The organism is Pandoraea commovens (assembly GCF_902459615.1).
GTDB classification, from domain to species: domain Bacteria; phylum Pseudomonadota; class Gammaproteobacteria; order Burkholderiales; family Burkholderiaceae; genus Pandoraea; species Pandoraea commovens.
This window is the reverse complement of record NZ_CABPSA010000007.1, coordinates 77,382-89,412: the sequence shown is the minus strand read 5'-3', so window position 1 is coordinate 89,412 and position 12,031 is coordinate 77,382. Positions and strand designations below refer to the sequence as shown.

Genomic DNA, 12,031 nt, shown 5'->3' with positions numbered 1-12,031 from the left:
GGGGCGGCGCGCGTGCGATATGCGTGCGATATGCGTTCGATGCGCGTGTGATGTTCCCCGCGCCGCCCGGTCCAGCGAAGTAGCTTCGACGCTGGCGGCGCGGTCTACCGCAAGACATGGTTTCGGCAAGACGTTCGGCAAGACTGCGATGCTCAATTATTTTCTCAAACGCCTACTCGGCCTGATCCCCACGCTGCTGATCGTGGCAGTGCTGGTGTTCGCCTTCGTGCACATGTTGCCGGGTGATCCGGCGCGTCTGGCGGCCGGTCCGCAGGCGGACGAGGCGACCGTGGCGCTGGTGCGTCAGGATCTCGGCCTCGACAAGCCGCTGCTCACGCAGTTCACGTCCTTCATCACGAACGCCGTGCGCGGCGATTTCGGTCTGTCGATGCGCAGCAAGCAGCCGGTCTCGCAGGAGATCTCCAGCCGCTTCCTGCCGACGCTGTGGCTCACGCTGGTGAGCATGGTGTGGTCGGTGGTGATCGGCATGGGGCTGGGTGTGGCCTCGGCGGTGTGGCGCAATCGCTGGCCCGACCGGCTGGGCATGACCTTCGCCGTCTCCGGCATCTCGTTCCCGGCGTTCGCGCTGGGCATGCTGTTGATGCAGATTTTCTCGGTGCAGCTCGGCTGGTTGCCGACCATCGGCGCCGACTCGTGGAAGAGCTACATCCTGCCCTCGATTACGTTGGGCGCGGCCGTGGCCGCCGTGATGGCACGCTTCACACGCTCGGCCTTCGTCGAGGTGCTGCATGAAGACTTCGTGCGCACCGCGCGTGCGAAGGGCCTCAACGAAATGCGCGTGGTGTTCAAGCACGCGCTGCGTAACGCCATGATCCCCGTCGTCACGATGATGGGGTTGCAGTTCGGTTTTCTGCTCGGCGGCTCGATCGTCGTCGAGGTGGTGTTCAACTGGCCCGGATTGGGACGCCTGCTGATCGACTCGGTCGAGATGCGCGACTACCCGGTGATTCAGGCGCTGGTGCTGTTGTTCTCGCTTGAGTTCATTCTGATCAACCTCGTGGTCGACGTGCTGTACGCCGTCATCAACCCGACCATTCGCTACAAGTGAGGCAAGCACAATGAGCGCAAGCCAACCGACAACGGCCGCGAACGCGGCTGCCGCCACCAACACCCGCGTACGCACGCCGTGGCGCGAATTCTGGCGCAAGTTCAAGAAGCAACACATTGCGATGGTCGCCGGGGCCTTCGTGCTGGCGCTGGTCATCGTCGCGATTCTCGCGCCGCATCTGGTGCCGTTCGACCCGGAGAACTTCTTCGACTACGACGCGCTGAATGCGGGGCCGTCCGCGAAGCATTGGTTCGGCGTCGACTCGCTCGGCCGCGACATCTTCAGCCGCGTGCTCGCCGGTTCGCGCATCTCGCTCGCTGCGGGCTTCGGCTCGGTCGCGCTTGGGGCGGTCATCGGGACCGTGCTCGGCCTGCTCGCCGGCTATTACGAAGGCTGGTGGGATCGCATCGTCATGCGTATCTCCGACGTGCTGTTCGCATTCCCGGGCATTTTGCTGGCCATCGGCGTGGTGGCGGTGCTGGGTAACGGCATGATCAACGTGATCGTGGCGGTGGCTATCTTCTCGATTCCGGCGTTCGCCCGCCTCGTGCGCGGCAACACGCTGGTGCTCAAGCATCTGACGTACATCGAAGCGGCGCGCTCCATCGGGGCGTCCGACTGGACGATCATCATGCGGCACATTCTGCCGGGCACGGTGTCGTCCATCGTCGTGTACTTCTCGATGCGTATCGGCACCTCGATCATCACGGCCGCGAGCCTGTCGTTCCTCGGTCTGGGCGCACAGCCGCCGACGCCGGAGTGGGGTGCCATGCTCAACGAAGCGCGCGCCGACATGGTCAATGCGCCGCACATTGCCATCTTCCCGAGCCTGGCCATCTTCCTGACCGTGCTCGCCTTCAACTTGCTGGGTGACGGTCTGCGCGACGCGCTCGATCCGAAGCTCGACCGGCACTGATATTCCCGCAGGAGCGCGAAGCCATGCCCCCGTCAGAATTTCGCGATGCCTTGTTCGGCGCACCTCATGTGGGGCAACTGCCCGCCGGGGCGCGCGACGCGATCACCGATGTGCCCGGCGTGTTCGTCGGGCAGGTCACCCTGGAGGATGGGCCGGTGCAGACCGGCGTCACGGTCGTGTGCCCGACACCGGCCTCCACGGCTGACGCGGGCGGCGCGCCCGACGCCTGCGCCCCCCACGCCCGCTGGGACCCGTTCCGCAACAAGATTCCCGCTGCCGCTGCCGTGATCAACGGCTTCGGCAAGAGCGTCGGTCTCATGCAGATCGAAGAGCTTGGCGTGATCGAAGCGCCGCTGGCGCTGACCAACACCTTCTCCGTCAGTCAGGTCGTGCTGGGGCAACTGCGCGCCGCCATTGCCGCGAACCCCGACATCGGACGCGGCGGACCGTCGCTGAACCCGACCGTGTTCGAATGCAACGACGGCTACCTCAACGACATGCAGGCGTTCGCTGTCTCGGACGCGCACTACGCGCAGGCACTGGCGAATGCGTCGCCGGTGTTCGCGCAGGGTGCGGTGGGGGCGGGGCGAGGCATGTCCAGCTTTGGCCTCAAGGGCGGGATCGGTTCGGCGTCGCGCGTGGTGGAGACGGCCGGGGCGACGTTTACCGTCGGCGTGCTGGTGCTGTCGAACTTCGGACGCCCCTCGCAATTGACGATTGACGGGCGCCACGTCGGCCCGGTGCTCGACGAACGCCTTGCCCAGCCTGAGCAGAGCGCAGCGCCCGAGCGCGGCTCGATCATCATGCTCGTCGCCACCGACGCGCCGCTCGACGCGCGCCAGTTGCGCCGCGTCGCGACCCGCACCGGGGCAGGGTTGGCCCGCACGGGCTCCGTCTACGGTCACGGCAGCGGCGACGTCGCACTCGCCTTCACCACCGGTTACACGGTGCCGCACGACGCGCTGGGGCGTGTTGCACCCGCAGCGCTGGTGCCCGACGCGTTACTCGATCCGATTTTCCAGGCGACGGCCGACGCTACCGAGCAGGCCATTCTGCATGCGTTGTTCGCCGCCGAGTCGGTACTTGGGCGCGATGGTCACGTGCGACGCGCGCTGGCCGACGTGCTGCCCGACTGGGCGACGCTTTGAATACACAGCCCGGTGCAGTCCGGCGAGCCCGGGAAACCCCATCGATGACACTGCCGAGACATTGCTGAGATATTGATGACACTATGCGAATCCTGATTTCCACCGACATCGAGGGCGTCGCCGGCGTCTTTCACGCCGAACAGACCCGCGCCGGAAATGGCGAATACGAACTTGCCCGCCGCTGGATGACGCGCGAGGCCAATGCCGCCGTCGAAGGCGCGTTCGCGGGCGGCGCGACCGAAGTGATGGTCAACGACTCGCACGGAAGCTTCCGCAATCTGCTGCCGGACGAACTCGACCCGCGCGCGCGTCTGGTGCTGGGCAAGCCGCGCTATCTGAGCATGGCCGCTGGCGTGGAAGCCGGGTGCGACGCGATGTTCATGATCGGTTTTCACGGCAAGTCGCAGAGCGCTGGCATTCTGGCCCACACCATCAACAGCTTCGCCTTCGCGCGCGTGTGGCTGGGCGGCGTGGAAGCGGGCGAAGCGATGATTTACGGCGCGCTGGCAGGCGAGCGTGGCGTGCCTGTCGTCATGGCCAGCGGCGACGACGTGTTCGTTGAAGAGACGCAACCGATTTTCCCGTCCGCCCATTTCGTGCAGACCAAGTCGGCGTGGGGGCAGGGCAGCGGCATGACGCTCAACCCGGCGCAGTCGTGCGACCTGATTCGCGAAGCGGCCAAGGTGTCGCTGGCCGACCCGCGCAAATGGCATACCTTCAAGGTGGAAACGCCGGTCGAAGTGCGTCTGCAAACACAGACCACCGCGCTGGCGGATCTCTTCTGTCAGTGGCCGACGCTTGAGCGCGTCGACGGCGTCACATTGCAGTTCGAAGCGCCCACCGTCGAGGCGGCCGTTCGCATGCTCAACTGCCTCTCCGCAATGTCTTCCATGTTGCGCTGAAGGCGCCGAAATCCGCAAAATGCGTCCCCCAAAAGGCCCCGTATCCTTTTGATTTGCAGCGTTTTGTCGAGTTTCGTCACCGGTTTTTCCCTGTCAACCGAACCGGCACTGGCCGCGCAGCCGCGCCAGTGCTGGATCCGCCATTTCCGTGTTGCTAAGGCGCGACTGATTTAGGGTTTGACGCCCCCGAACGTCAAGAGCGGACGTGCGATAATCCGTAATATTTTGTAACAGGTGTGCCGCTTTTTAGTGCACAACCTCGGATTATTGAGCGTCGACAAAAGTCGGCGGTGAATCATGGATATCAGAAACGCCCGACGTTGGGCGGAGCCCGGCGCCAAGCGGTATGTCGGTGCGTTAATGGTGGTACTTGCTGCGTTTCTTGTTCGCAGCCTCCTGCATCCGGTGCTCGATCACTCGATGCCAGGTCTCTTTTTCGTTTGCGCGGTCATCATCGTCGAGTTCGTCTGGGGTCTCGGACCCGCAATCATGGCGATGGTCGTCAGCATCCCGATCTTCGATTTCTTCTTTGTGCCGCCGTTTCGCGACGTTGCCCAACTGGATCGCCGCGATGTGCTTATCGTCACCGGCTTTCTGATGATCACGCCGCTCGCCGTGGCGCTGATCGAGCGGCTGCGCCGCGCGCAATATCGCGCCGAGCTGATCGCCGAGGTGGCGCAGACGCGTTACGAAATGCTGCTGCGCGCCGAGAACGAGCGCATGGTGCTTACCGATTCGGTGCAACTGGGCAACGCGCTCATGGCGTACCTGACGAAGCACCTGGACTCGATCTTTTATCTGGCGAACCCGGCCTCGCATTACGTCTTCATCGATGAGCATTTCCGTCGCGAGACGGGCGTGACGCCGGAGGTCGCCAAGCGCGAGGGACTGCGCGCACTGCTGCATCCGGACGACGCGAAGCGCATGGAGGGCCTTTTCTCGCTCGACGTCGAGCCGCCGCCGCACGGCGCGTACAACTTGCGCGTGCGTACGCGCGACGGTGGCTACGACCTGATCCACTGCGAGCTTCAGCATTTCCGCGCGCATGTGGGGACTTATGTGATTCTGCGACTGCACTCCGGGCCGACGGTGCGCCCGGTGACGCCGCTCCACACGCTGTCGCAGGCATCCACGTCCAGCCATGCGAGTGATACGAAGACCAGCACGCCTGACCGGCGCGAAGTGACCGAAGTTTCGGAGGCGCCCGTCGTCTCCGGCGGGGCTTAACGATGTTTCAAGAAGACATTTTCTACAAGGGCGGCGAGCACGCCGTGCTGCTGTTGCCGGGACTCTCGAGCACACCGCTCGAAATGCGTCCGGTCGCCAAGGCGCTGCATCGCGACGGGTACACCGTGTCGGTGCCCCATATCGAAGGCTACGGCCTCGGCTCGCCGTGCACGCACTGGCGCGAGTGGATCGCTGCCGCGCGCGCGAAGTATCGCGAGTTGCGCGACACGCACGAGACCGTCTCGCTTTGCGGGCTGAGCATGGGCGCGACGCTCAGTCTGGCCGTGGCCGAAGAGGAGCCGGACGTCACGGCGATCTCGGTGCTGGCCGTCACGCTCGTGTACGACGGCTGGACCATTCCGCTCGCCTATCCGCTGCTCGATTTGCTGTATCACCTGCCGTTCGGCAATCGCTACCGCTACTACGAAAAGGCGCCGTTCGGGCTGAAGAACGAGCGGCTGCGTGCGCGCGTTGAGAAGTCCATGTCGCTGCACGACGCCTCGGAAATCGGCTCGGCGTCTCTGCCCATCGAGCATCTGTATAACGCGCGACGGCTCGCCTCTCACGTGCGCCACCGACTCGATCGTGTGACGGCGGATTGCCTCATCGTCCATGCAGTGGACGACGATACGGCCAGCCCGCACAACGCGCGCATCGTGTACCAAGGCGTGTCGTCGGAAGTGAAGCAGAAATGCCTGCTCGGCGAGAGCTATCACATCCTCACGATGGACAACGAGCGCGAGACCGTCGCCGACGAGACGCGACGTTTCTTCCGTGACGCCGTGGCGCGTCGCACCGGTGCCGCGACTTCCGAGACCCGCATCATCTCCAAGGCGCTGCTGCGTGCCAAGCGCCGTCAGGCAGCGGCCTGATCGTCATCACCCGGGCGTCAACCCCGACGCCCGACATCCCCGCAGTTCATGAAGTCGCACACGCTTTCCCCAAGCGTGTGTGGCCTTCGTTCGGATATCTGAATTCTCACGCAACGAGAGCGGTATCGGGCCTGCGTGTGTCTTCGCTCGACTGATCGGATGCCTGACATTCCTGTCCCGCGAGAGCCGCGCCAGGACTGGTGCACACGATGTCATCAAACTGCCATCGATAGCCGGTTAAGGTCGGGTTTTTCCGATCCGGCCGCCTTTGCGTGGCCTGTGCATATCCGCTCATGTCATCGCTCGTCATCGAATCCGTCAGCAAACAGTGGGGCGGCACACACGCGCTCCAGGATGTGAGTTTCTCGGCCGACGCGGGCTCGCTGGTCGTTCTGCTCGGCCCGTCGGGCTGCGGCAAGTCGACACTGCTGCGCATGATCGCCGGTCTCGATACGCCGACGAGCGGCCGTATCCTGCTCGGTGGCGACGACGTTACGGCGCTGCCGCCCGCGCGCCGCAAGCTCTCGATGGTGTTCCAGTCCTACGCGCTGTTTCCGCATCTTTCCGTGCGTGAGAACCTGCTGTTCGGCCTGCGCGTGCGCCGCGAGCCGACGCGCGATTACCCGCAACGCCTCGCCCGTGTGGCGTCGTTGCTCGGGCTGGAGCCCTATCTGGACCGCAAGCCGTCGCAGCTCTCGGGCGGCCAGCAACAGCGTGTCGCGCTGGGGCGTGCGGTCATCGCGGAGACGTCCGTATGTCTGATGGACGAACCGCTCTCGAATCTCGACGCGCAGTTGCGTCAGGAAATGCGTCGTGAAATCCGCGCGCTGCAACAGCAGCTCGGCATGACGCTCATCTACGTCACGCACGATCAGACCGAAGCGATGAGCATGGCCGATCAGGTCGTGCTGTTGCGTCACGGCCGGATCGAACAACACGGTGCACCGCACACGCTGTACGCCACGCCGTCGACGCGTTTTGCCGCAAGCTTCATCGGCACGCCGCCGATGCATCTGCTCAAGCTGGTGCGTCATGGCGATGCGCTCGTGCCCGCCGGGCAAACCGGCCCCGCGCTCGCCCCCGCCGGCACGCGTGACGCCGCGCTGCTCGGGCTGCGTCCGGAACACGTTCGCGCTGTCGCGCCGACCGCTGTGGGCGCAGTGCTCGCGACGGTGAGCGCTGTCGAGTATCTGGGCGCGGACACGCTTGTCGCGTGTGCGCTCGGCGACGCGGGCGAGATCGCCACGCGCGTGCCGGGCCATCGGCCGTTCCTGCCGGGCGATGCCATCGGCTTGCAGTGGGATGCCGCCGATCAGCATTTGTTCGACGCGACCTCGGGCGAGCGTGTGACCAATGCAACGCTGAACGTGAGCCCACAGATCGCACCGTCGACGCCGTTGCCTGCATCGCCCGTCGCGGCACAGACGCCGGACGCCACGTCGCCACAAGCCCCGCAAACCATGCAGGCCATGGCGCTGACGCCGGAACAACACGCCTGAATCAGGGCGGGGGCTGGCATCGGCCGGATGCACGAACAAACGGCCGGGCGGCCAACATTCACTACCAGTCACATCACCACTACGCTTTCATGGGGAACCCAGGAACATGCGACGCACGATTCTGAAAACGTTTGCGGCCAGTCTGGCCACGCTGGCATTCAGCGGTCTGACGAGCCACGCCATCGCGCAACAGAAGCCGGTTGAGCTCCAGTTCTATTACCCGGTCGCCGTGGGCGGCCCGGTCACGAAGATCATCAATGATCTGGTGGCGGACTTCGAGAAGGACCATCCGAGCATCAAGATCAAGCCCGTGTACGCCGGTTCGTATCAGGATTCGGTGGTCAAGGCGCTGACTGCCGCGAAGGCCGGTACGCCGCCGCAACTGGCCGTGCTCGCCGCCGCCGACGTCTTCACGCTGATCGACGAAGACGCCGTCGTGCCCATCGACAGCATTGCCAACACGGCTGCCGACAAGCAGTGGCTCGACAGCTTCTACCCGGCGTTGATGCTGAATTCGCGCATCAACGGTCACACCTGGGGCGTGCCGTTCCAGCGCTCGACCATCGTCATGTACTGGAACAAGGACGCCTTCCGCGAAGCCGGTCTCGATCCGGACCGCGCCCCGGCGAACTGGGACGAACTCGTGAGCTACGCGCAGAAGCTGACCAAGCGTGATGCTTCGGGCAACGTGACGCAGTGGGGCATCAAGGTGCCGTCCGTCGGCTTTGCCTACTGGCTGTTCCAGGCATTCACCACGCCAGCGGGCATCGAGCTGATGAACCCGGCTGGTACGAAGACGTTCCTCAACGCGCCGCAAGCCGTGCAGTCGCTGCAATACTGGGTCGACCTCACGACCAAGTACAAGGTCATGCCGACCGGCGCCATCGAGTGGGGCACCACGCCGAAGGACTTCCTCGAAAAGAAGACCGCGATCATCTACACGACGACGGGCAACCTGACCAATATCCGCACCAACGCGTCGTTCCCGTTCGGCGTGGGCAAGATGCCGACGAAGGTGCGCGGTGGTAGCCCGACGGGCGGCGGCAACTTCTACGTCTTCAAGAAATCGACGCCGGAGGAAAAGCAGGCGGCCATGACGTTCATCAAGTGGGCCACCACGCCTGAGCGTGCCGCGCAGTTCGGTATCGACACGGGTTACGTCGCCGTGACGCCGGCCGCGTGGGAAACCCCCGCCATGAAGGCGTACGTGCAGAAGGTGCCCGCCGCCGCTGTGGCGCGCGATCAGCTCGGCGTGAGCGTTGCCGAGTTCTCGACGCACGACAACCAGCGCGTGACGAAGGCGCTGAGCGACGGCCTGCAAGCTGCGCTCACCGGCACCAAGTCACCCAAGCAGGCACTGGACGATGCGCAGCGCGAAGCGGATCGTATCCTGCGTCCGTACGCTCGCTGATGTAGAAGCCCGGGGCCCGGCCCCGGGTGCTGAACCGATGGACCGACGATGAACCGTTCTTCCGCCTCATGGGTGCCCTGGCTGCTGCTGTTACCGGCGCTGGTGCTGCTGGTTGCCTTCACCCACTATCCTGCCGTTGCGACGCTATGGCATAGCGTGTTCTCGACGGCGCGCGCCGGTGCATCGTCCGTGTATGTCGGCGCCGAGAACTATCAGGCGCTCGTCGACGATCCCGTCTTCTGGCAGGCGCTGCGCAATAACCTGCTGTTCGCACTGATCACGGTGCCCGTGGCGATCGTGCTGTCGATCGTCATGGCGCTATGGGTGCATCGTCAGGTGCCCGGGCGCGCGCTGCTGCGTCTGGCGTATTTCACTCCCGCGATCTTGCCGATGATTGCTGTCGCGAACATCTGGCTCTTCTTCTACACGCCGCAGTACGGGCTCATCGCGCAGATCTCGCAAGCGTTCGGTTGGGGCGATCACAACTGGCTCGGACAGCCGGGCACCGCGCTGCCCGCGCTCATGGTCGTCACGATCTGGAAGGAAGCGGGCTTCTTCATGATCTTCTATCTCGCCGCGTTGCAGCAGATCTCGCCGACGCTCGCCGAAGCGGCAGCGCTCGAAGGGGCGTCGCGCTGGCAGTTCTTCCGTCGCGTGCAGTGGCCGCTGCTGATGCCCACGACCGTGTTCGTGGTGATCAATGCGCTCATCAACGCGTTCCGTCTGGTCGATCACGTGGTGGTGATGACGCGCGGTGGTCCCGACAACGCCACGCAATTGCTGCTGTACTACATCTATCAGGTGGCTTTCAGTTTCTGGGATACGTCGTACGCGGCGGCGCTCACGGTGGTGCTGCTCACGCTGCTCGCCATCGTCGCTTTCGTGAAATTCCGTCTGCTCGACTCACGTACGCATTACCAATGACGACCTCTGCCAATCCCTCTTCCGCTGCGGGGGCGTCGGACGCATCCGCCCGTGCGGGCAAAGCGTCTGCGTCGCTTCCTGCCTTCTGCGCGACGGGACACGCTAACCTGCTCGACGTGACCGGTGCATGGCTGCTCGGCCTGCTCTGGCTGCTGCCGCTGCTCTATGGCGTCTGGAGCGCGATCCATCCGTCGGCCTACGCCACGCGCTTCGTGCTCGACGCACCGCTCACACTGGAGAACTTCGTTCACGCGTGGCAGGCGGCGCCGTTCGGGCGATATCTCATCAATACGTTCGTGCTGGTGACGGTGATTCTCGCGGCGCAGATCGTACTCGCCACGCTGGCTGCATACGCGTTCGCACGCTTCACGTTCCGGGGCAGCGAAGTGGCGTTCATGATCGTGCTGCTGCAACTGATGGTCATGCCGGACGTGCTGATCGTCGAGAACTACCGCACCATCGCCTGGATGGGGCTGCGCGATACGATTCTGGGCATTGCGCTGCCGTACTTCGCGTCGGCATTCGGTATCTTCTTGCTGCGGCAAGCGTTCAAGACGGTGCCGCGCGAGCTGGACGATGCGGCCCGCGTGGAGGGCGCTAACGCGTGGCAGGTGCTGTGGCGCGTGTACGTGCCGCTCGCACGGCCGGTGTACGTGGCGTATGCGCTGGTGTCGATCAGTCACCACTGGAACAACTTCCTGTGGCCGCTGATCGTGACGAACTCGGTGGAGACGCGCCCGCTGACGGTCGGCTTGCAGGTCTTTGCGGCGACGGATCAGGGCATCGACTGGTCGTTGATCACCGCCGCAACGCTCATGACCGCTGCACCGCTGTTCATCGCATTCCTGCTGTTTCAGCGCCAGTTCGTACAGTCGTTCATGCGTGCGGGTATTCGCTAAGACCCGCGCTGAAAGCAAAACGGCACGCGGAAGAGCGTGCCGTCTTGTCGTCCGACCTATCTTCGCCTGACGTAGCGACCTTTCCGGACTCCGTTCAACGAGCCGGAAGGGCGGACGTTAGCGCGAGGGGCGAAGCGTTTTCGAAGTTATTTGTCGGCGGCCTTGACCAGCAGCACCGGCACCGTGGTGATGCGCAGCAGCGTTTCGGCCACGCTGCCCAGCAGCAGACGGTTGATGCCGCGACGTCCATGCGTGCCGAGCACGATGACATCGGCGTTCCATTCTTGCGCTTCACGCAGCACGGCGTCGGCGATCTCGTCGGTGCCCGCTTCGAGCGTGATCATCTTCGTCTCGGCATCGACGCCGCGCTTTTGCAGTTCGGTCTTGGCGTTTGCCAGAATCTCGTCCGTTTCCTTCTCGAACGACTCCTGGCTCTCCAGGGGCACGAAGCCGCTGTAGGCACCGGCGGCGTAGGCGTTGGCGAGGGACGGCACGACCGAGACCAGGCGAATCTTGCCCTGGCTGAGTGCAACGAGTTTGACCGCTTCGTCGATGGCGCGGTTCGAGGGCGTGCTGCCGTCGATCGAAACCAGAATGCGTTCGTACATGATGGTGTCCTCTTGGGGCTGAAAATGCGTGCGGCAATTGGGAAAACGCATACCATTCTCGCACCGCGTGTCCTGAAAGTCATCCCAGACCCGGGGAGGGACTTTGACCGCGCGCAATAACCCATCGGAATGCGAACAGCTGGCGCGCGCCTGGGTGAGGCGCGGTGCCAGCAGTCGAAACGTGAGTGAGACGCGCGCTGTGAGAGGTGCGCTTAGCTCGGATGACAGGCGATCACGAGATTGGCGACGCCACCGTTCACATCTCGCGTGAGGATGTCGTACCCCTTTTGCGCGCACTGTGTACGGGCGCGCTGGTCGCAGTCGCCCGAATTGGTGGCAGAGCACTGGATTTGCTGCGTGGCGCGTCCGTCGGAAGTGAATAGCGGTGCAGACGTGCCGCAGGCGGACAGCGTCACCGTGAGAAGCCCCGAGGAAAGCAGAATGGCGGTTCTGGCGAGATTTTTCATAGTCGTTGTCGTACAAGCTTGCGCGAGTATAACGCGCCGATGTTGCCTTGCATGACGTCGTAACCAACAACCCGCAGCCAGCCCCACAG

At 64.2% G+C, this 12,031-nt stretch carries 12 protein-coding genes; 10 read left to right on the top strand and 2 right to left on the bottom strand.

Features of this window, described 5'->3' with window-relative positions; translation table 11 throughout:
* Positions 1 to 148: 148 nt before the first annotated feature.
* From gsiC to PCO31010_RS19170, 10 genes are all read left to right on the top strand, one after another.
* Positions 149 to 1,069, top strand: a complete 921-nt coding sequence (gene gsiC / locus PCO31010_RS19215; RefSeq protein WP_039399676.1) for a glutathione ABC transporter permease GsiC — start codon at positions 149 to 151, stop codon at positions 1,067 to 1,069.
* 10 nt (positions 1,070 to 1,079) lie between these two features.
* Positions 1,080 to 1,985 carry a glutathione ABC transporter permease GsiD gene (gene gsiD, locus PCO31010_RS19210; RefSeq protein WP_150665680.1) on the top strand — a complete coding sequence of 302 codons (906 nt, stop codon included), beginning with the start codon at positions 1,080 to 1,082 and terminating at the stop codon, positions 1,983 to 1,985.
* A 23-nt stretch (positions 1,986 to 2,008) separates the two neighbouring features.
* Positions 2,009 to 3,133 (top strand): DmpA family aminopeptidase, encoded by a 1,125-nt coding sequence (locus PCO31010_RS19205; protein WP_150665679.1) that lies wholly within the window; start codon positions 2,009 to 2,011, stop codon positions 3,131 to 3,133.
* 83 nt (positions 3,134 to 3,216) lie between these two features.
* Positions 3,217 to 4,035: a M55 family metallopeptidase gene (locus PCO31010_RS19200; RefSeq protein WP_150665678.1), complete on the top strand. Its 819-nt coding sequence runs from the start codon at positions 3,217 to 3,219 to the stop codon at positions 4,033 to 4,035.
* 297 nt (positions 4,036 to 4,332) lie between these two features.
* Positions 4,333 to 5,262 (top strand): DUF4118 domain-containing protein, encoded by a 930-nt coding sequence (locus PCO31010_RS19195; protein ID WP_150665677.1) that lies wholly within the window; start codon positions 4,333 to 4,335, stop codon positions 5,260 to 5,262.
* A 2-nt stretch (positions 5,263 to 5,264) separates the two neighbouring features.
* A complete protein-coding gene (locus PCO31010_RS19190) occupies positions 5,265 to 6,134 on the top strand; it encodes an alpha/beta hydrolase (RefSeq protein WP_150665676.1) in 870 nt (289 codons plus the stop codon).
* 293 nt (positions 6,135 to 6,427) lie between these two features.
* Positions 6,428 to 7,633 carry an ABC transporter ATP-binding protein gene (locus tag PCO31010_RS19185; RefSeq protein ID WP_150665675.1) on the top strand — a complete coding sequence of 402 codons (1,206 nt, stop codon included), beginning with the start codon at positions 6,428 to 6,430 and terminating at the stop codon, positions 7,631 to 7,633.
* A 106-nt stretch (positions 7,634 to 7,739) separates the two neighbouring features.
* Positions 7,740 to 9,044, top strand: coding sequence for an ABC transporter substrate-binding protein (locus PCO31010_RS19180; protein WP_150665674.1), 1,305 nt, complete (start codon positions 7,740 to 7,742; stop codon positions 9,042 to 9,044).
* A gap of 48 nt (positions 9,045 to 9,092) precedes the next feature.
* Entirely contained in the window at positions 9,093 to 9,968 is an 876-nt protein-coding gene (locus PCO31010_RS19175; RefSeq protein ID WP_150665673.1) for a carbohydrate ABC transporter permease, read from the top strand.
* The gene (locus PCO31010_RS19170) at positions 9,965 to 10,867 is read left to right on the top strand and encodes a carbohydrate ABC transporter permease (protein WP_246184686.1); all 903 of its coding nucleotides are present in this window, start codon (positions 9,965 to 9,967) and stop codon (positions 10,865 to 10,867) included. Before PCO31010_RS19175 ends, PCO31010_RS19170 begins: the two co-directional genes overlap by 4 nt.
* A gap of 146 nt (positions 10,868 to 11,013) precedes the next feature.
* On the opposite strand, the gene PCO31010_RS19165 is transcribed toward PCO31010_RS19170, so the two are convergent.
* Positions 11,014 to 11,475 carry a universal stress protein gene (locus PCO31010_RS19165; protein ID WP_174984946.1) on the bottom strand — a complete coding sequence of 154 codons (462 nt, stop codon included), beginning with the start codon at positions 11,473 to 11,475 and terminating at the stop codon, positions 11,014 to 11,016.
* Between the two features lie 212 nt (positions 11,476 to 11,687).
* Positions 11,688 to 11,942 (bottom strand): hypothetical protein, encoded by a 255-nt coding sequence (locus PCO31010_RS19160; RefSeq protein WP_052253000.1) that lies wholly within the window; start codon positions 11,940 to 11,942, stop codon positions 11,688 to 11,690.
* Positions 11,943 to 12,031: the final 89 nt, after the last annotated feature.